General features: G+C 74.3%; 13 protein-coding genes. 8 read left to right on the top strand and 5 right to left on the bottom strand.

Features of this window, described 5'->3' with window-relative positions:
- Positions 1–44 precede the first annotated feature (44 nt).
- The 4 genes from ACSP97_RS17520 to ACSP97_RS17505 all read left to right on the top strand — a co-directional run bounded on the left by ACSP97_RS17520 (position 45) and on the right by ACSP97_RS17505 (position 4,286).
- Positions 45–1,691, top strand: a complete 1,647-nt coding sequence (locus ACSP97_RS17520) for a glycoside hydrolase family 13 protein (protein ID WP_440558230.1) — start codon at positions 45–47, stop codon at positions 1,689–1,691.
- Between the two features lie 121 nt (positions 1,692–1,812).
- Complete coding sequence (locus ACSP97_RS17515) at positions 1,813–2,514, top strand: DUF6445 family protein (protein WP_355321606.1); 702 nt, start codon at positions 1,813–1,815, stop codon at positions 2,512–2,514.
- Between the two features lie 37 nt (positions 2,515–2,551).
- Positions 2,552–3,229: an SDR family NAD(P)-dependent oxidoreductase gene (locus ACSP97_RS17510; protein WP_388292069.1), complete on the top strand. Its 678-nt coding sequence runs from the start codon at positions 2,552–2,554 to the stop codon at positions 3,227–3,229.
- A gap of 112 nt (positions 3,230–3,341) precedes the next feature.
- Entirely contained in the window at positions 3,342–4,286 is a 945-nt protein-coding gene (locus tag ACSP97_RS17505) for an MIP/aquaporin family protein (protein ID WP_355146331.1), read from the top strand.
- 150 nt (positions 4,287–4,436) lie between these two features.
- On the opposite strand, the gene ACSP97_RS17500 is transcribed toward ACSP97_RS17505, so the two are convergent.
- Positions 4,437–5,504: a PucR family transcriptional regulator gene (locus ACSP97_RS17500; RefSeq protein ID WP_440558229.1), complete on the bottom strand. Its 1,068-nt coding sequence runs from the start codon at positions 5,502–5,504 to the stop codon at positions 4,437–4,439.
- A 234-nt stretch (positions 5,505–5,738) separates the two neighbouring features.
- On the opposite strand from ACSP97_RS17500, the gene ACSP97_RS17495 reads away from it, so the two are divergent.
- Together ACSP97_RS17495 and ACSP97_RS17490 are read left to right on the top strand one after the other, a co-directional pair.
- On the top strand, positions 5,739–7,925 hold the full coding sequence (locus tag ACSP97_RS17495; protein WP_440558227.1) for a flotillin family protein: 2,187 nt from the start codon (positions 5,739–5,741) through the stop codon (positions 7,923–7,925).
- Positions 7,926–8,031: 106 nt separating this feature from the next.
- The gene (locus tag ACSP97_RS17490; protein WP_440558225.1) at positions 8,032–12,903 is read left to right on the top strand and encodes a DNA repair ATPase; all 4,872 of its coding nucleotides are present in this window, start codon (positions 8,032–8,034) and stop codon (positions 12,901–12,903) included.
- A 36-nt stretch (positions 12,904–12,939) separates the two neighbouring features.
- Here the strand turns inward: ACSP97_RS17490 and ACSP97_RS17485 are convergent, their stop codons facing one another.
- Both ACSP97_RS17485 and ACSP97_RS17480 read right to left on the bottom strand, forming a co-directional pair.
- Positions 12,940–13,308, bottom strand: a complete 369-nt coding sequence (locus ACSP97_RS17485; protein ID WP_355321612.1) for a hypothetical protein — start codon at positions 13,306–13,308, stop codon at positions 12,940–12,942.
- Positions 13,309–13,331: 23 nt separating this feature from the next.
- Positions 13,332–14,036 (bottom strand): hypothetical protein, encoded by a 705-nt coding sequence (locus tag ACSP97_RS17480; protein ID WP_355146321.1) that lies wholly within the window; start codon positions 14,034–14,036, stop codon positions 13,332–13,334.
- Positions 14,037–14,240: 204 nt separating this feature from the next.
- On the opposite strand from ACSP97_RS17480, the gene ACSP97_RS17475 reads away from it, so the two are divergent.
- Positions 14,241–15,227, top strand: coding sequence for an ATP-binding cassette domain-containing protein (locus ACSP97_RS17475; RefSeq protein ID WP_440558223.1), 987 nt, complete (start codon positions 14,241–14,243; stop codon positions 15,225–15,227).
- Entirely contained in the window at positions 15,224–16,033 is an 810-nt protein-coding gene (locus ACSP97_RS17470) for an ABC transporter permease (protein WP_355528673.1), read from the top strand. Before ACSP97_RS17475 ends, ACSP97_RS17470 begins: the two co-directional genes overlap by 4 nt.
- Here ACSP97_RS17470 and ACSP97_RS17465 read toward each other — a convergent pair.
- The gene (locus tag ACSP97_RS17465) at positions 16,011–19,136 is read right to left on the bottom strand and encodes an ATP-binding protein (protein WP_355528671.1); all 3,126 of its coding nucleotides are present in this window, start codon (positions 19,134–19,136) and stop codon (positions 16,011–16,013) included. The genes ACSP97_RS17470 and ACSP97_RS17465 overlap by 23 nt on opposite strands.
- A 29-nt stretch (positions 19,137–19,165) precedes the next feature.
- Complete coding sequence (locus ACSP97_RS17460; RefSeq protein ID WP_355146313.1) at positions 19,166–20,341, bottom strand: permease; 1,176 nt, start codon at positions 20,339–20,341, stop codon at positions 19,166–19,168.
- Positions 20,342–20,353 lie beyond the last annotated feature (12 nt).

Genomic DNA, 20,353 nt, shown 5'->3' with positions numbered 1-20,353 from the left:
GCAATGTGGACAGATTCCCTGCAACCGTCTTGAAGGGAGCCCGCATGGCAGACCTCTCCTCCAGGAACCCCGACTGGTGGCGTCAGGCCGTCATCTACCAGGTCTACCCACGCAGCTTCGCGGACGCCGACGGCGACGGGCTCGGCGACCTCCGGGGCATCACCCGGCGGCTCGGGCATCTCGCGACGCTCGGCGTGGACGCCCTGTGGCTGAGCCCGTTCTACCCGTCCGAACTGGCCGACGGCGGCTACGACGTCGCCGACCACCGGGACGTCGACCCGCGCCTGGGCACCCTGGACGACTTCGACGCCCTGGTCGCCGAGGCGCACCGGCTGGGCCTGAAGGTCGTGGTCGACCTGGTGCCCAATCACACCTCCCACCTGCACCCCTGGTTCCAGGAGGCGCTGCGGGCCGGCCCCGGCTCCGCGGCCCGCGAGCGGTACGTCTTCCGGCGCGGGCGCGGCGCGCACGGTGAACTGCCGCCCTCGGACTGGCAGTCCGTCTTCGGCGGCAGCGCCTGGCACCGGGTGCCCGACGGCGAGTGGTACCTGCACCTGTTCGCCGCCGAACAGCCCGATCTCAACTGGGACAACGAGGAGGTCCGCGCCGACTTCCGCACCACCCTGCGGTTCTGGTCCGACCGGGGCGTGGACGGCTTCCGCGTGGACGTGGCGCACGGCCTGGCCAAGGACCTGACCGAGCCGCTGCGCGACCTCGGGGACATCGGCGCCGCCGGGGAGACCGCCCTGCTTCGCGTGCCGCCCGGCGACCACCCCCACTGGGACCGTGACGAGGTGCACGAGATCTACCGCGACTGGCGCAAGGTCTTCGACGCCTACCGGCCACCGCGCAGCGCCGTCGCCGAGGCCTGGGTGCCGGGCCCCCGCCGCGCGCTGTACGCCCGCCCCGACGAACTCGGCCAGGCCTTCAACTTCGAGTACCTGCAAGCGCCGTGGGACGCGGCGCGGCTGCGCCGGGTGATCACCGAGGAGCTGGCCACCGCGCGCGCCGCCGGGGCCGCCGCGACCTGGGTGCTGTCCAACCACGACGTCGTGCGCCACGCCTCCCGGCTGGTCCTGCCGCCCGGCACCGACCCCGACGCCTGGCTGCTGTCCGGCGGTCACGCGCCCGCGATCGACACGGCGGCCGGGCTGCGCCGGGCCCGCGCGGCGACCCTGCTGATGCTGGCGCTGCCCGGGTCGTCCTACCTCTACCAGGGCGAGGAACTCGGGCTGCCCGAGGTCGCCGATCTGCCCGCCGAGGTGCTTCAGGACCCGATCTGGGAGCAGACCGGGCACGTCCGCAAGGGTCGCGACGGCTGCCGGGTGCCGCTGCCCTGGACGACCGGCGGACCGAGTTACGGCTTCGGGCCCGGCGGCGCCTGGCTGCCGCAGCCCGCGTCCTTCGCGGCGTACGCCGTCGAGGCGCAGAGCGGGGTGGCCGGGTCGACGCTGGAGCTGTACCGCACCGCCCTGCGGCTGCGCCGCAAGCTGCTCGGCGGGGAGGAACTGGAGTGGACGCCCGGATGCCCCGAGCGGGTACTGGACTTCCGGCGCGGCGAGGGATGGCGGTGCGTCGCCAATCTCGGGACGGAGGCGGTGGCGGTGCCGCCGAGTGAGGTGCTGCTGAGCAGCGCGCCGCTGCCGGGGGACGGCGGGCTGCCGCCGGACACCACGGTCTGGCTCGCCTGACCGGTCGAGGACCGCGGGTGACCTGGGGATTGCCAGGCATTGGTGTACATGACACACGGTTGGGGAAAGGTTGACCGGTCCTCGGGAGAAGGCCGCCGCGGCGCGGGCCTAGATTCGCCGCATGTCCCCACAGCCGGCCCCCAGGCCGCCCGCGGCCCGACCCGCGGGCGCGCTGCCCGTCCTGCCCTACCGCAAGCCGACCAGGGGCCGCGACTACTGGGTCCTGGACGACGTGCTGCCCGACCCGGACGCGGTGCGCGCGCGGTGCCTGGCCAAGGACGACTGGGCGAAGGGGCACCCGTACACGTCCGAGTCCTGGCCGGGCCTGCGCGCCATGCCCGGCCTGGAACCAGGTGAACTCGCGGTCGTCGAGAAGCTGGTGCGCAAGGCGACCGGCGCCGGGAGGCTGTGGGTGCAGCGGGCGCCCGGCGGCGGCACGCTCAACCACAACTGCGTCCAGGTCGTCGGCGCCGGCGAGAGCGAGCCCCGCCCGCACACCGACTCGCGGGCGCTGTGCCGGTACGCGGCCGTGCTGTACCTCAACCCCGGTGTCCCCAAGGACTGCGGGACCAGCTTCTACCGCCAGCACCTGCCCGGCGGCCGGCTCGGCGGCAATGTCGTACAGGCCCCGCACAACAACCTGGTGGACGCCCTGGGCACCCGCTTCGTGGCCCCGGACGCCTTCGAGGAGGACGTCCGCGTCCCCCACAAGTACAACCGGCTGCTCCTCTACAACGCCAACCTGGTGCACAGCGCCACCGGTTACACCGGGGACACGCTGGCGGAGAAGCGCATGACCGCCGTGTTCTTCTGGATGGCCTGACCGGCCGGGGTGCGGGACGGGCCGCCGTGGGGTACGGATGGTGGGCGTGAACACCGTCGCCATCGTGGGAGCGGGACCCGGGCTCGGTGCCGCCGTCGCCCGCCGGTTCGGGCGGGAGGGGTACGACGTCGCCCTCGTCGCCCGTGACCGCGCACGGCTCGACGCGCTGGCCGGGGAACTGGCCGCGGACGGCATCCGCGCGCGCGGCTTCCCCGCCGATGTGCGCGAGCCCGAACGGCTGGCCGGCGCACTGGCCGAGGCCGGGCGGGAACTGGGGACCGTGGAGGTGCTCCAGTACAGCCCGGTGCCGCACCGGGACTTCATGCTGCCGGTGCTGGAGACCGGGCACCGGCAGCTGACCGGTCCCATCGAGTTCTCGGTGTACGGTCCCGTGGCCGCCGTCCGGCAGGTGCTGCCCGGGATGCGGGAGCTGGGGCGCGGCACGATCCTGCTGGTCAACGGGGGCACCGCCGCCGTGCCCCACATCGAGCGGGCCGGCACGTCCATCGCGTTCGCCGCGGAGAGCGCCTACGGGCACCTGCTGCACGAACGGCTGGCCCCCGAGGGCGTCCACGTCGCACAACTGGTCGTCCCGGGCGCCATCACGCCCGGACACCCGCGCAAGGACCCCGCCGTGCTGGCCGAGATGCTGTGGGGCATGCACCGGGAGCGGCGCGGCTTCCGGCACTTCGCGGACGACCTCGACAGCCGCTGACGGCCGGGCACCCACGAAGGGGTGAGGGTCCCTCGGCTCACCCTGCGTGAAGAGCATTTCTGCGCCAATATGGTGACGTTGGCCGTATTGCTCCTCCTCAAGGGGGCCTTTCATGGCTGTCGAGATTCCGTCGCTGATCAAACCCTCCAGGCTGCGCGCCAGAGGCGGCCTGCTGGGCGAGTGCCTGGCGGAGTTCCTCGGGACGTTCGTCCTCATCTGCTTCGGCTGCGGTTCGGTCGCGATGGCCGTCGCCGCGCTGCCCGGCTCCGGCCGTGCCGCCACCCCCACCACCATCTTCCTCGCCGCCGGCGACTGGCTGCTGGTCACCTGGGGCTGGGCGATGGCCGTCGTCTTCGGCGTCTATGTGGCCGGGGGAGTCAGCGGCGCCCACCTCAACCCCGCGATCACCCTGGCGATGGCCGTGCGCCGCGGCTTCCCCTGGGTCAAGGTGGTGCCCTACTGGTGCGCCCAGGTGGTCGGCGCGTTCACCGGGGCGGCACTGGTCTACCTCGTCTACCACCAGGCGATCCACGCCTACGACGCCGCCGCGCCCGGCCCCAAGGTGAACGGGCACACGAACGCCACCTTCTCCATCTTCGCGACCTTCCCCGCCGCCTACTTCCACGGCGGGTTCTGGGGCCCCCTGGTCGACCAGATCGTCGGCACGGCGCTCCTGGTGATGCTCGTGGTGGCCGTCCTCGACCTGCGCAACCAGGCCGTGCGGGCCAATCTGGCCCCGCTGATCATCGGCTTCGTCGTGGCCGCCATCGGCATGTCCTTCGGCGCCAACGCCGGCTACGCCATCAACCCGGCCCGCGACTTCGGGCCCCGGCTGCTCACCTACGCGGAGGGCTGGGGGAGCCTGGCCTTCCCGGGCACCCTCTCGGGCGTGTTCGCCCACTACTGGTGGATCCCCATCGTGGGCCCGCTGATCGGCGGGGTCATCGGAATCCTGGTGTACGACCTGTTCATCGGTGACGTCCTGGTCGCACGCGCCCGGCAGGACAGGCTCCCGGAACCGGGCCGGGCCCGCCCGGAACGCCCGGTCGACGAGTAGCCTCCGGCACGTTCCGTGAAGTGCGCGGACGACACATGCGCGATCCGGGCCGGGGCGGGGACGTCCAGCGGACGCGCGTAACCGCGGTCCGTCGCGTCCCGCGCCCGCGGCATGCGCCGGTCGGTCTCCTCGGCGGCGCGGCCCACGGCGTCACAGCGGCTGGCCGGGCCAGCCGAGGAGGCGGGCCCCGATCACCGCGGTCTGGAGCATGTACCGGTGCGCGGGGTCGGCGGGGTCGGCGGCGGTGAGCTTGCGGATGCGCTCCAGCCGGTAGGTGAGCGCGCGCACGCTGAGCGAGAGCCGGCGGGCCGCCTCGGCGGCCACACAGCCCGCGTCGAAGTAGGCGACCAGAGTCTCCAGCAGCGGGCCCGCGCCGCCCCGGGCCCCGGTCAGCGGACCCAGCGTGTGCTGCACCAGGTCGGCCATGGCCTGCCGGTCGCGGGCCAGCACCGGATAGACGAGCAGGTCGGCGGCGTGCAGCACCGGCCCCGGCAGCCCCAGCCGCTCGGCCATGTCCAGCGCGGCCAGGGCCTCCTCGTACGACTGCACGACCCCGCCGGGGCCGGGCTGCGGGCGTCCGACGGCCACCCGGCCGCCCTCGGTGGCCGCGCACGCCTGCCGCGCGAAGTGGTCGAGCACCTCGTCGTTGTCGCCGGGCGCGATGCACAGCAGCCGGCCGCTCTTGGTGGTGAGCAGGATGCTGTGGGAGTCGAACCGGGCCAGCAGCTCACCCTCCACCCGCCGCGCCACCGGGCCGCCCTCGACGTACGGCTGCGGGCCCTCGGCGACCGCGACGGCGTGCGCGCGCGAGAGGCGCAGCCCGAACCGCTCGGCGCGCTCGGCCAGCCGGCCCAGGTCGCTGCGGCCGTAGAGCAGATCGTCGATGAACTCCCGGCGGGCCGCCTCCTCCCGCCGTACGGTGAGCCGCTGGGCGCGCTCGTAGCCCTCGGCGAACGCGTCGACGGCCTGTTCCACGGCGGCCAGCGCGGCCGGCGTGCTCTCCGCGCTGCCTGGGCCGACGGGCCAGGCGCCGCGCGCCGCGGCCAGATGGGCGACGACCAGCGCGCGCAGCCCGAGCCCGGCCTCGGCGGCCTGTTCGCCCAGGGTGCGGCGGGCCTTGATCTCCTCCCGGGTCAGCCGTCGGCCGGTGGCCGCGACCTCGGTCAGGATCGGGACGAATCCGTCCAGATAGCGCCCCGGTATCCCATGCTCGGCCACCCTGCCCCGCTCCCCCGTGATCTTGACGCGCCGGTGACGCTTTCTTGGCGCATGTCCGGCATGCAGACAGTAGTGAACACTGCCGGAAAGCGGCAATGCGCGAACGGGCGTTCCCGGCGCACCATCTGCGCGGGGAGCACTACGGAGGGCTCCGCCGCGGGGGCATGGGCGCATGCCCCCGCGGCCGGGCCTCGGGGGAGCTCCGACCCACCGTCTGACGCAAGGACGTATGCCATGGAAGCCCTCGGTGTGCTCGTCGCCGCCTGTGTGATCGTCGCCCTGCTTCTGCTGTTCGGTTTCTCCCGGCTGTACCGCAAGGTCGACCAGAGCCAGGCCCTGATCGTGTCGAAGACCCGGCGGGTCGACGTCTCCTTCACCGGCCAGGTCGTGCTGCCCATCCTGCACAAGGCCGAGGTCATGGACATCTCGGTGAAGACCATCGAGATCAGCCGGTCCGGCCGGGACGGGCTGATCTGCCGGGACAACATCCGCGCCGACATCCGCATCCTGTTCTTCGTCAAGGTCAACAAGACCGTGCAGGACGTCATCAAGGTCGCCCAGTCCGTGGGCACCGAGCGCGCCAGCCACCAGGACACGCTCCAGGAGCTGTTCCACGCCAAGTTCTCCGAGGCGCTGAAGACCGTCGGCAAGCAGATGGACTTCACCGACCTGTACACCAAGCGCGAGGAACTGCGGTACCACATCATCGAGTTGATCGGTGTCGACCTCAACGGGTACCACCTGGAGGACGCGGCGATCGACTACCTGGAGCAGACGCCGCTGAGCCAGCTGGACCCGGCCAACGTCCTCGACGCCCAGGGCATCCGCAAGATCACCGAGCTGACGGCCGTGGAGCACGTGCGCACCAACGAGGCCAAGCGCACCGAGCAGAAGGAGATCACCCGCCAGGACGTCGACGCCCGCGAGGCCATCCTGGAGCTGGAGCGCCGGCAGGCGGACGCCGAGATCAAGCAGAAACGGGAGATCGAGACCTCCCGGGCCCGCGAGGAGGCCGAGACCGCCCGCGTGGTGGAGGAGGAGCGGCTGCGCGCGCAGGGCGCGTTCCTGCGCACCGAGGAGCAGCTCGGCGTGCAGCGGGAGAACCAGGCGCGGGAGATCGCGGTCGCCGCGAAGAACCGCGAGCGGGTCATCGCCGTGGAGAACGAGCGCATCGAGAAGGACCGCCTGCTGGAGGTCATCGCCCGCGAGCGGGAGACCCAGCTGACCCGGATCTCCGCCGAGAAGGAGGTCGAGGCGGAGCGGCGGGACATCGCCGAGGTGATCCGGGAACGGGTCGCGGTGGACCGTACGGTCGCCGAGCAGGAGGAGTCCATCAAGAAGCTGCGCGTGGTCGAGGAGGCCGAGCGCGAGCGGCAGGCCCTGGTCATCGCCGCCGAGGCGGAGGCGCAGGAGAAGCTGGTCAAGGACATCAAGGCCGCGGAGGCCGCCGAGCAGGCCGCAACGCACCGCGCCGCCGAGGAACTCACCCTGGCCGAGGCGCGGTTGAAGACCGCCGACCTCGACGCGCGGGCCAAGCTGCGGCTCGCCGAGGGCGTCCAGGCGGAGTCCGCCGCCGAGGGGCTGGCCGCGGTGCAGGTGCGCGACAAGGAGGCCGAGGTCACCGTGAAGGCCGGCCGCGCGGAGGCGGAGGCCACCCAGGCGCGGCTGCGCGCCGAGGCGGAGGGCGTCCAGGCGAAGGCCCTCGCGGAGGCCGAGGGGACGCGGGCCAAGGGGCTCGCTCAGGCCGAGGGCGAACAGGCGGCGGCCGCGGCGACCGAGGCACGGCTCAAGGCCGAGGCGGAGGGCGCGCGGGCCAAGGCGCTCGCCGAGGCCGAGGGCGCGAAGGCGGCGGCGCTCGCGGAGGCGTCCGGCATCGGCGAGAAGCTGAAGGCCGAGGCGGCGGGGCTCACCGAGAAGGCCGCCGCGATGGCCGCGCTGGACGAGGCGTCGCGCGGGCACGAGGAGTACCGGCTGCGGTTGCAGGCCGAGAAGGAGATCCGGCTGGCCGGACTGGAGACGCAGCGCCAGGTCGCCCAGGCGCAGGCGACGGTGCTCGCGACCGGGCTGGAGAACGCCGACATCGACATCGTCGGCGGGGAGTCCGTCTTCTTCGACCGGCTGGTCTCGGCGGTCTCGCTCGGCAAGGGCGTCGACGGCTTCGTGGCCAACTCCCGCACCGCGCAGACGCTGGCGCGGCCGTGGCTGGACGGGTCGGCGAGCTTCACGGAGGACCTCGGCCGGGTGCTGGGCTCCCTGGGCTCGGCCGACGTGCAGAACCTGACGGTGTCGGCCCTGCTGATGAAGCTGATGAACGGGGGCGGCGCGGAGGCCGCGCAGTTCCGTCAGCTGCTGGAGAGGGCGGGCGAGCTGGGCCTGGCGGACACGCCGCTCGCCTCGCTGAACGGGGCCGCGCGCGCCTGAGGCCGGGCGGAACCGGGGCCGGGCGCGGCGGGCGCGCCCGACCGCGCGCCCGGCCGCCACGCGTTCGGCGGCGCGCCCCACCTTCCCGCACACGAAAGGGAACCCCATGTCCACCGCCCCCGGCCCGGAGACCTCCGTCGACGCCGGCACCTACGACGTCCTGCGCGACCGGCTGGCCGGACACGCGGCCGAGCTGGCGCGGCGGGCCGAGGCACTGAACGCCCGCCGCGCCGAGGAGTTCGGCTCGACCCGGCTGGAGCTCGCCGCCACCGCCCACCTGAACACCCCGCACGCGTGCGTGCGGCAGGACGTCGTGGCGGTCGGCGACGCCCTTCTGTTCGGCAGCACCGGCCGCGGCGGCGAGAACGCGGCCGTCGCGGACGTGCTCGCCCTGTACGGCCGGGACGGCGGACCGCCGGCAAAGGACGCCGTCCCCGGACTCCTCGACGACCCCGCGTTCGTCCGCGAGTTCACCGCCCTGCACCGCTACTACCGCGACGCCCGGCTGCTCCGCCTGCGCCGCACCGACACCCGCCTCCTCGCGGTGTTCCGCACCGGCGAGAAGGCCGAGGACGTCCGCGTCCTGCGCTGGCGGCTGACCGAGGACGGCCGCGCCCGATTCCTGGACGCGCGCGGCGACCGCGACGACGCCGTACCGCCCGCCCAGGACGTGACCTGGACCGGGACCGGCCGCGCCGACCACGTGCTGGGGCGGGAGCCCCATGTGGCGGTGCCCGGCGGGCTCGGCGTCTCGGCCGTCGGCGGCACGCTCACGGTGCGCACGCGGGACGGCGAGGAGCTGTACGCCGAGCCGGTGGCGGAGCCGTTGCAGTCCCTCGCCGACGCCGCCGTGGCCCACGCGACGACCGGCCCGCTGGTGCTGCTGCGGGTGCGGCCGTACAAGGAGGACACCGACCGGTACCTGGTGTTCAACGCCCTGACCCGGACCGTGGTCCGCCTCGACGGCCTCGGGCAGGCCTGCCGGCTGCTGCCCGAGGAGCAGGGCGTCGTCTTCCCGGGCGGGTACTGCCTGGCGAGCGGCCGCCACAAGACGTACGAACTCGACGCACGGGGCCTGGAGTTCGAGCAGGAGGTGCGCGCGCCCAACGGGGAGGACGTGCTGTACGCCTTCCGGGACCGGTCCGGCGGCGGCACGCTGCTGCTGTCGTACAACACCCTGCGCAAGGAGATGGCGACCCCGCTGACGTGCCAGGGCTGGGCGCTGTTCGAGGACGGCGCGCTGGCCGTGCTGCGCGCCGGGGGAGACGAGCCCGCGCACACCCACCCCCTCCAGTGGTGGACCTCGCCGTACGTCTCCGACACCCACGCCGCCGCCCTGCGCACCGGTACCGGCGCGCTCGCCCGGGTCGGCAACGCGGACCTGGTGCGCGGCCTCGCCGACTGTCTCTCCGTGGCCCGGCTGGTCGCCGACGGCATCACGACCGGCGAGGGCTACCGGGCGCTGACCGCCGCCTGCGTCCGCGCGGCGGACACCCACCACTGGCTCGACGAGCCCGAACTCGGCGCCGTCGGCGAGCCGTTGGCGGCGGTCCGGGAGACCGCCGAGCAGGTGCTGGCCGAGTACGAGACCGTACGGGAGCTGACCCGGCAGGCCGCCGGGGCGCTGGAGGAGGCCACGGAACGGATCGCGGCCGTGGTGCGCCGGCTGCGCGGCGAGGCCCCCCGCGAGGCCGATGCCTGGGTGCGCGGACTGACCGAACTGCGGCACGCCCACGGTCATCTGCTCACCCTGCGCGAGCTGCGGTACGTGGACGCCGAGCGGGTGGCGGAGCTGGCCGCCGAGACCGAGAACGACCTGGCCGCCTTCGGCAGGCGGGCGGTGGCGTTCCTGGCCCGCGAGGACGCCTTCACCGGCCGGCGCGCCGAGGTGGAGCGGCTGGTGGCGCAGGCGGAGGCGATCGAGACGGTCGCCGGCACGGTGCCGGTCGCCGCCCGCCTGGACGAGCTGACCGACGGGCTGCGCACGGTCACCGAGGTGGTCACCGGCCTCGACATCGCCGACGCCACCGTGCGCACCGCCGTACTGGAGCGGATCGCCGACGTGCTCGGCGGTGTCAACCGGGCGCGCGCCACGCTGGACGCCCGCCGCCGGTCGCTGCGGGACCAGGAGGGCCGCGCCGAGTTCGGCGCCGAGACCGCGCTGCTCGCCCAGGCCGTCACCGCCGCGCTCGCCGCCTCCGGCACCCCCGAGGCCTGCGACGACCAACTGGCCGCCGTGCTCGCCCGGCTGGAGGACCTGGACGGCCGGTTCGCCGAGTTCGACGACTTCCTCGGCGAACTCGCCGACAAGCGCGCCGAGATCCACGAGGCGTTCGCCGCCCGCAAGCAGTCCCTCGCCGACGCCCGCGCCCGCCGCGCCGAGCAACTGGCCGTGTCGGCCGGGCGGATGCTGGAGACGGTGGCCCGGCGCGCGGCCACCCTCGCCGACGCCGACGCGGTCACCGCGTACTTCGCCTCCGACCCGCTGGTCGCCAAGGTCGCCCGGACCGCCGGTGAACTGCGCGAACTCGGCGACAGCGTGCGCGCGGAGGAACTCGACGGCCGCCTCAAGGCCGCCCGCCAGGAGGCCGCGCGCGCTCTGCGGGACCGTACCGACCTGTACGCCGACGACGGCCGCACCCTGCTGCTCGGCGGCCACCGCTTCGCCGTCAACACCCAGCCACTGGACCTCGCCCTCGTCCCGCACGGCGACGGCCTGGCCCTCGCCGTCACCGGCACCGACTACCGCGCCCCGGTCACCGACCCCGACTTCGCGACGACCCGCGCCTACTGGGACCGGCACCTGCCCTCCGAGTCCCCCGCGGTCTACCGCGCCGAGCACCTGGCCGCCCGGCTGCTCGCCGAGCACGGCGCGGCCGCCCTCGCCGCCTGTGACGACCTGCCCGCACTGGTCCGCCGGGCGGCGCAGGAGGCGTACGACGAGGGCTACGAGCGCGGTGTCCACGACCACGACGCCACGGCGGTGCTGACCGCGCTGCTGCCCCTCCACGACACCGCCGGCACCCTGCGCCACGAGCCCGCCGCCCGGGCCACCGCCCAGCTCTTCTGGACCCACGGCACGACGGCGCAGGCCAGGACCGCCTGGGCCCGCCGCGCCGGCTCCCTGGCCCGCGCCCGGGACGCCTTCGGACCGTCGGCGGCCCTGGACGAGCTGGTGGGGGAGCTGGCCGCGGCCATCGGGGAGTGGGACCGGGAGACGGACGGCGCCGGCCCCGACCGGTCGCACGCCGCCGCCGCGTACCTCTTCGACGAGCTGACCGGCGGCCCCGAGGGGTTCGTGCTCGGCGCCGCCGCCCGCGCCCTCCTGGAGAAGTTCCGGCACGCGCCGGCCGGCCCGGAGTACGGCCGGGACCTGGCGGGACTGGCCGAGTGGCGGGACCGGCGGCAGGTGGCGCAGGCCTGGCTCACCGCGTACGCCGCGGCGAGCGGCACCGGCGCCGGGCCCGGCGAGCTGGCCGAGGCCGTCGCCGCCGAACTCTGCCCCGACCTGCCCCGCTACGACGGCGACGCCCCGCTCACCGCCACCGTCGAGGGCCTGCTCGGCGCCCACCCCCGGGTGACCGGTGGGCGGCTGGAGCTGCGGCTGGACGAGTTCCTGGCCCGCACCGCCCGGCACCTGGCGCACGACGTGCCCGGCTTCCGCGCCTACCAGCGCCGCCGCACCGCCCTGCTGACCGCCGAGCGCGAGCGGCTGCGCCTGGCCGACCACCGTCCCCGGGTGATGCCCGCGTTCGTGCGCAACCGGCTGGTGGACGAGGTGTACCTGCCGCTGATCGGCGACAGCCTGGCCCGCCAGCTCGGCACCACCGGCGCCGGCAAGCGCACCGACACCGGCGGACTGCTCCTGCTGGTCTCCCCGCCCGGCTACGGCAAGACGACGCTCATGGAGTACGTCGCCGACCGGCTCGGACTGATGCTGGTCAAGATCAGCGGCCCGGCGCTCGGCCACACCGTCACCTCGCTGGACCCGGCCGACGCCCCGAACGCCACCGCCCGCCGCGAGATCGAGAAGATCAACTTCGCGCTGGCGGCCGGCAACAACACCCTGCTCCACCTGGACGACATCCAGCACACCTCCCCCGAACTCCTGCAGAAGTTCATCCCGCTGTGCGACGCCACCCGGCGCGTGGACGGTGTGTGGGACGGCGAGCCGCGCACCTACGACCTGCGCGGCAAGCGGTTCGCGGTGTGCCTGGCGGGCAACCCGTACACCGAGTCGGGCGAGCGCTTCCGCATCCCCGACATGCTCGCCAACCGGGCCGACGTGTGGAACCTCGGCGACGTCCTCACCGGCAAGGAGGACGCGTTCGCGCTGAGCTTCGTGGAGAACGCCCTGACCGCCAACCCGGTGCTGTCCCCGCTCGCCGCGCGCGACCGGGCGGACCTGGACCTGCTGGTCCGGCTGGCCGCGGGGGATCCGACGGCCCGCGCGGACCGCCTCGCCCAGCCCCTGCCCCCGGCCGAACTCGACCGGGTCCTCGCGGTGCTGGCCCATCTGCTGGCGGTGCGCGACACCGTCCTCACGGTCAACGCGGCCTACATCGCCTCCGCCGCCCAGTCCGCCGACGCGCGCACCGAGCCGCCGTTCCGCCTCCAGGGCTCCTACCGCGACATGAACAAGATCGCCCAGCGGCTGCGCCCGGTGATGAACTCCGCCGAACGCGAGGCCGTGGTCCAGGACCACTACACCGCCGAGGCGCAGACCCTCACCACGGGCGCCGAGGCCAACCTCCTCAAACTCGCCGAACTGCGCGGCACGCTGGACGCGGGCCGGGCGGCCCGCTGGGCGGAGATCAAGGCCGCCCATATCCGCACCCGCACCCTCGGCGGCCCGGAGGAGGACCCGCTGACCCGCGCGGTCGCCGCCCTCACCCTGCTGGCGGACCGGGTGGCGGCGGTGGAGTCCGCCATCGACCGGGCCGTGGCCGAGCGCCCCGGCACGGGCCCGGTCAGGTGACGCCGGGCCGCGCCGGCCACCGGGGCGCGGCCTTGTTCACGAGCCGGCGCCCCCGGCGTCGTCCAGCGGGCAGCGCCAGGACAGGGCTCCGTTCGACACCCGCGGGGCCGCCGGGTGCGCGTGGCCGGGCACCGGACACGGGGGCACGGGACGGCCGCCGGTGGACTCGACGAGGCTGTCCTGGAGCTGCTCCGCCAGCAGGAGCAGCGCTTCGGGTTCGGGCAGGGCGTCGTCCAGGTCCACCGTGACGGAGGAGCCGTCCGGGTAGGCGAGGGTGACGTGCACCCCGGCCCCGGCGCCGGGGGCCGTGCCTTCCGCGACCTGGAGCACGGCCCCGTCCGGCGCCCCCAGCCCGCGCAGCACGGACTCCGCCCAGCCCCGTACCGTCCCCACGTCGAGCGCCATGAGCCACTCCCCGTCCGTCGCCCCTACTTCTTCGCCGTCACGTCCGCCGCCCAAACCAGGGAGCCGGTGCCGGGCCGGCCGCCGATGCGGACCCGGAAGGTCATGTAGTCCTGGAACTGGACGTGGTCGCCGTGCTTGACCGGCTTCAGCGTGCCGTGGAAGTGGTAGCTCTTGCCGACGACGTGGCCCGCGTTCTTCGGCATGCGCTTGCCGTTGCGCCACCAGGAGACGCCGGACTCGTTGACGTTGCTCGTGATGATGGACTGCAACCGGGCGGAGATCTTGAAGCCCCAGTTGATGTTCGAGTAGTGGCAGTTGAACCGGGCCGCCAGGGTGCCGTTGGCGTCGCTCCAGCTCGGGTTCTTGTCGCAGCGCAGCACCGCGGAACGGCGTGCGGCGGCGGCGCGCTGCGTCACCGAGCCCGACACCGCGCGCAGGCTGCCCTTGCCGAGCCCGAGTTGCGCGCCGACGCGGTCCAGGTCCGCGCGGGAGAGTTTCGCACCGCCGTCCAGGGCGAAGCGCAACGTCGTGCGCCCGCCCGCGGTGGTCGTGGTCGCCGCATAGGTCTGCGGTGCGGAGGCGGCGACCGATCCCGTGCTCACCGCCCCCGCACGGGGCGACTCCGGAGCCGCCTGGGCCACCGGAGCGGCCAGCAGCGCGGCGGCGACCGCGGCCACCACGGCCGGCCTCACCCGTACTCCCTTGCCGCCACGTCCCTCGTTCACCATGCCGTTCCCCCTTTGTCCGTGTGGGATCTCCACGTGTCCACGTGGGCTCTCCACGCCGTGATGCTCTCCCAAGTCATCCCGGACGAAGCGCAAACAAGCGGACATTCACCCAACAGAGCGACGGCGCACCCGGTTTCAGGGGGTCCTGCGCGCTGAAACCGGCTTGAAGCCGCACTGAATCCCCCGGGGCGCACGCTCTGGGGCATGACGAACGCGGAACTCGCCATCGCGGCCCACGGGTTGCGGAAGGCGTACGGGGACAAGACGGTGCTCGACGGGATCGACGTCGAGGTGCCGACGGGGTCGGTCTTCTCGCTGCTCGGGCCCAACGGGGCGGGGAAGACCACGGTGGTCAACATCCTGACCACGCTCATCTCGGCCGATGCCGGGCGGGCCCGGGTCGGCGGGTTCGACCTGGCCGCCGAGGCGCAGAAGGTGCGGGGGGCCATCGGGGTCACCGGGCAGTTCTCCGCCGTGGACGGGCTGATCAGCGGCGAGGAGAACATGCTCCTCATGGCCGACCTGCACCACCTGTCCAAGGCGGAGGGCCGGCGGGTCACCGCGGCGCTGCTGGAGCGGTTCGACCTGGTGGAGGCCGCGAAGAAACCCGCCTCCACCTACTCGGGCGGGATGAAGCGGCGGCTCGACATTGCGATGACCCTCGTCGGGGAGCCGCGGATCATCTTCCTGGACGAGCCCACGACCGGTCTCGACCCCCGCTCCCGGCACACCATGTGGGGGATCATCCGCGAACTGGTCTCGGGCGGCACGACCGTCTTCCTCACCACCCAGTACCTGGACGAGGCCGACCAGCTCGCCGACCGGATCGCGGTGCTCAACGGCGGCCGGATCGTCGCCGAGGGCAGTGCCGAGGAGCTGAAGCGGCTGGTGCCCGGCGGGCACGTACGGCTGCGGTTCGCCGACCCGGCCGGCTACGAGCGGGCGGCGGGCGCGCTGCGCGAGGCCACCCGCGACGACAGCGCGCTCACCCTCCAGATCCCCAGCGACGGCACTCAGCGCGAACTGCGCGCCATCCTCGACTGGCTCGACACCGCCGGCATCGAGGCCGACGAACTCTCCGTGCACACCCCGGACCTGGACGACGTGTTCTTCGCGCTCACCGGCTCCGCCGACGTCCCCGCCCAGACCAACGGTTCCACCGAACCCACCGAGAAGGAGACCGCCCGATGAGCGCCGCAGCACCGTCCCCCCGGGCCCACGCCCTGCGCGACAACCTCACCATGCTGCGGCGCAGCCTCCTGCACGCCCGCCGCTACCCCTCCCTCACCCTGAACGTGCTGCTCACCCCGGTGATGCTCCTGCTGCTGTTCGTCTACGTCTTCGGCAACGTGATGAGCGCCGGCATGGGCGGCGGGCACGCGGACCGCTCCCAGTACGTCGCCTACATCGTGCCCGGCATCCTGCTGATGACCGTCGGCATGATCTCGCTCGGCACCGCGGTGTCCGTGGCCACCGACATGACCGAGGGCATCATGGCCCGGTTCCGCACCATGGCGATCTCCCGCGCCTCCGTGCTGGTCGGTCACGTCATCGGCAGCGTGATCCAGACGATGCTGGCCCTGGTGCTGATCCTGGCCATCGGACTCGCCATCGGCTTCCGCCCGAACGCCACACCGGTCGAGTGGCTGGCGGCGGCCGGGCTGATGGCCCTGGTCAGCCTGGCGCTGACGTGGATCGCGGTCGGCATCGGCCTGGTGAGCCCCAACCCCGAGGGCGCCAGCAACCTCGGCCTGCCGCTGACCATGCTGCCGCTGCTGTCCAGTGCCTTCGTGCCGGTCGACGCCATGCCCACCGGGTTCCGCTGGTTCGCCGAGTACCAGCCCTTCTCGCCCGCCATCGAGACCCTGCGCGGGCTGCTGCTCGGCAGCGGGATCGGCACCGTGAACGCGGTCTTGGCGATCGGCTGGTGCCTGGCGCTGACCGTGCTCGGCTATGTGTGGTGCAGGGCGCGCTTCAACCGCGAGCCGCGGCGGTGAGCTCGCGCAGGGCCTCGGCCCGCAACTCCTCCGGCCCCAGGGCGGTGTACGCCGATCTCGCCTCGGCGTAGGCCGCCCCGGCGGCGCTCTCGGCCGCCTGCCGGCAGCGCGCCGAGGACAGCGTGGGGTAGTCCCGCAGCACCGGCATCCGCTCCGCGAGCGCCATCAGCCGTACGGCCGCCGTCTCGCCGCGGGCCAGTCCCGCGAGGCCGAGCGCCACCAACACCGTCCCGTACACCGGCAGTTCCACCAGCTCACCGGCACCGGAGGCACCGGACAGCATGGCGAGCAGCTTCTCCCGCAGCCGCTCGGCCAGCCCGGTCACCGGCTCCAGCCGGCCGTGCTGCGCGTGCGCCGCGAGCGCGGCCGCCTGCATCTGGAGCGACCAGGAGTCCGCGAAGGGATCGCCGGGCTCCAGGGCGCCGTCCCGCATCCGTGCCGTCGCCTGGCGCCACAGGCCGAGCCCGACCTCGCTCAGCCCCCGGGCCAGCGCCACCTCCGCGCGGGCCGACAGCAGTTCCGGGGACGCGGACTCCGGCTGCCGGTCCCCGGCCGCGAGGCCCAGCCAGTACTCCGCCTCCTCGATCTCCCCGCGTTGCAGACAGGCGGAGACCAGCCCGTGCCGGACGCCGATCAGGTCCGTCCAGTCGCCGTGCTCGCCGAGCGCCTCCGCGGCCCGCAGATGGTCGTACGCCTCCGCGCCGCGCTCCAGCTTCAGGCACAGCTCGCTGATCCGGCCGTAACTGAGCAGCAGCGTGGACGGGTTGGCTCCGGGCTCCAGCGCGGCCAGCATCCGGCGGGCGCAGTCCAGCGCGCGTTCCGTCTGCTGCTCGGCCTCCCACACATAGCTGGCCACCCCCGACGCGATGCCCGCCAGCATCGGCTCGGGGGCCTCGCACAGCCGCGACAGCCGCTCGTAGCCGGGCGGGCGCATCTCCGGGACGGCGGCCAGGACGACCGCCAGGGCCCGCAGCGCGGTGTCCGGCGGGGCGGGCGGCAGCCGGCGCAGCGTGACCAGATGGCGTCCGGCGCGCGGGCCGTAGCCCATGAACAGGCAGGTCGTGCAGACCACCGCGGCGCTCCGGGCCGTCTCCACGTCCTCGGGGTGCTCCGGCCGGAAGTGGGACAGCGGGCCCGCGGTCTCGGCGACGAGGGCGGTGAGCCGGGTGTAGCTGTTGCCGGCGGACCACAGGGCGGCCAGTACGGCGGTGAGGGCGGCGGTCGCCGGGCCGTCGGCGCGGGCCAGGGCGTGCCGCAGCGCCAGGACGAGGTTGTCCTGTTCGGCGCGGGCGAGGTGGAAGGAGGACGGCGTGTGCCCGCCGAACAGCACGTCGTGGTGGGTCCGGCCGAAGTCCCGCGCCCAGGCGAGGAACCGGTCGGTCACCGTCTCCTCCTCGCCCGCCTCCGCCCGCCGGGCCGCGCTGAACTCGCGCAGCGTCTCCAGCATGTGGAAGCGCACCCCGAAGGGGCCCTCGCCCACCTTGATCAGGGACTGGGCGGCGAGCTGCTCCAGCAGGCCGAGCGCGTCGCCGTCCTCGCCGAGCACGTACTGGGCGGACTCCTCGGTGAAGCCGCCCGGGAACACCGACAGCGCGCGCAGCGCCGCCCGGCCGTCCGGCTCCAGCAGGTTCCAGCTCCACTCGACCACGGCCCGCAGCGTGCGGTGCCGCTCGGGGGCGTCCCGGGCGCCGCCGCGCAGCAGCGCGAAGCGGTCCCGCAGCCGGTGCGAGATGTCGGCGACGGACAGCACCCGCACCCGGGCCGCGGCGAGTTCCACGGCGAGCGGCAGCCCGTCCAGGTGCCGGCAGATCTCGGCCACCCGGTCGGCGGGCAGCTCCACGCCGGGCCGGGCGGCCCGCGCCCGCTGTTCGAACAGCTCGATGGAGGTGGCCAGGGAGAGTTCGGGCACCGCGTAGACGGCCTCCGAGGTGAGCCCGAGCGGGGCCCGGCTGGTGGCCAGCACCCGCAGTTCGCGGGAGCGCGAGACCAGTGCCTGGGCGAGCGCGGCCGCCCCGGCGAGCACGTGCTCGCAGTTGTCCAGCACCAGCAGGGCGGGGCCGGGGCCGAGCGCGGCGGCGACGGCGCGCACGACGTCGCCGTCGCCCGGGCCGGTGGGCTGGCGCGCCTCGCCCGCGCCCACGGCCGAGGCCACCTCGGCGGCCACGTCCTCGTCGGCGATGACACCGGCCAGCGGCACGAAGTGCACCACCGGATGCTCGACGGCCCGGCTCACCGCGTGCGACAGGCGGGTCTTGCCGAGCCCGCCGGGGCCGAGCAGGGTGACCACCCGGGCGTCCCGCAACAGGGCGGTGACGGCGGCGACATCGGCGTCCCGGCCCAGCAGCGGGTTGGGCTCGTGCGGTACGCCGTGCCGGGCCGGGGCGGTGTCGGGGCGCAGCAACTCGGTGTGCAGCGCGCGCAGTTCGGCGCCCGGGTCGGCGCCGAGTTCCTCGCGCAGCCCGCGCCGGTACTCCTCGTACCGCAGCAGTGCGGCGGGCCGTCCCGCCGTGGCGGCCTCGCAGCGCAGCAGCTGCGCCAACAGCTCCTCGTCGCGGGGGTGTTCGCGGTGCAGTCCGGTGAGGAGCGGGAGGGCCTCGGCCGGGCGGCCGAGGCGGGCGAGGGCGAGCGCCCGGTGCCGTATCAGCGCCCGGTACGGCCGCACGCGGGCCGTCCGCAGCGCCGTCACCGGGTCGTCCGGGTCGCCGTCGCCCACGTTCCCGTCCCACAGCGCGAGGCCGGCCTCGCTGCGCGCCAGGGCGCCCGCGTGGTCCCCGGCCCGGGCGCACGCGGCGCTCGCGGCCTCGTGCGCGAGCAGCGCGGAGCTGTCCACCCGGGTCTCGTCCAGGGCCAGCCGGTAGCCGGTCGGCGTGCTCACCACCACGTCGGCGCCGAGCTGGGTGCGCAGCCGGGACACCAGCACCTGCACGGCCTTGCCCGGCCGCTCCGGCTGTTCGTCCGGCCACAGTCCCGCCACCAGCCGGCCGGTGCCGCACCCGGCGCGCAACTCCTCGGCCAGCAACGCCAGCAGCCCGCGCAGCCGGGGCGCGGTGATCTCGCGCCCGCGATAGGCGACGCGGGACAGCAGGGCCAGGTCGGTGGTCACGGGGGCACCCTAGCCCCAGGGTGCCCGGTTCAGTGGTGGTGGTCGTGCTGCTCGTGCCCGTGCTCCTCGGTCTGCTGCGGGGAGCCGCCCATCATGCGCAGCATCGCCGGGCCGCCGGTGCGCAGGAAGCGGACGACGAGGCAGGCGGCGAGGAGGAGGAAGGCGATGTTGAGCCAGGTCGTGTAGTTCCAGCGGACGCCCTCCTCGGGGAGCTTGGCCACGGCCTGGTCGGGGACGAGGCCGAGGCCGCCGAAGGCGAACTCCACGACGTAGCCGGCCACCGCGATGGCGGCGAAGAAGGCGGCGAGCAGGAAGCCGGCCATGCGGGCGCCGTAGTACTTCCGGTAGATGTTGAGGATCGGCAGGATCAGCAGGTCGGCGTAGATGAAGGCGATGACGCCGCCGAAGCTGATGCCACCCTTCCAGAGCACCACCGCGAGCGGCACGTTGCCGATGGAGCAGACGAACGTGGCGACGGCGACGACCGGTCCGATCAGCGGTCCGACCAGCTTGGCGGCGAGGGGGTGGCCGGCCAGGAAGAAGGTGTGCCAGAAGTCGCCCGGCACCCAGGCGGCGATGGCCCCGGCGATCAGCAGCCCCACGACCAGGTCGCGCAGGATCGCGGCCCACTCCATGACGAAGATGTGCGACACGGAGGTGAGGCCGTCCCGGGACAGCAGCCGGCGCAGGAAGCCGCCCTCGCCCTGGACGGACATGTCCATCGCCGCGTGCCCCTCCATCGACCCGGCGAGCCCGCGCTCGGCCTGCCGGCGTGCCTCGCGCAGCAGCCGCTCCCGCAGGAACACGCGGAACAGCACCGCGAGGACGACGATCATGACCGGGCCGCCGACGAACTCGGCGGCGGTGAACTGCCAGCCCATCAACAGGGCCAGGATGACGCCGAGTTCGATGACCAGGTTGGTGGAGGCGATCTCGAAGGCCATCGCCGCGGTGAAGTCGGCGCCCTTGCGGAACAGGGAGCGGGCGAGGGCGACGGCGGCGTAGGAGCAGGAGGACGAGGCCGCGCCGAGCCCCGCGGACAGGGCGAGGGTGCGGGGCCGGTCGTCGCCGAGGAGCCGTACGACCGTCGAGCGGCGCACCACCGCCTGGACGACGGCGGAGAGGGTGAAGCCGAGGATCAGCGCCCAGGTGATCTCCCAGGTCATCGAACCGGTGATGGACAACGCGTGCCCGATCGCGTGCATGCAGCGCACTCC

The organism is Streptomyces sp. SCPE 10 (assembly GCF_051980735.1).
Taxonomy (GTDB): domain Bacteria; phylum Actinomycetota; class Actinomycetes; order Streptomycetales; family Streptomycetaceae; genus Streptomyces; species Streptomyces misionensis.
This window is presented reverse-complemented; position numbering and strand designations above follow the sequence as displayed.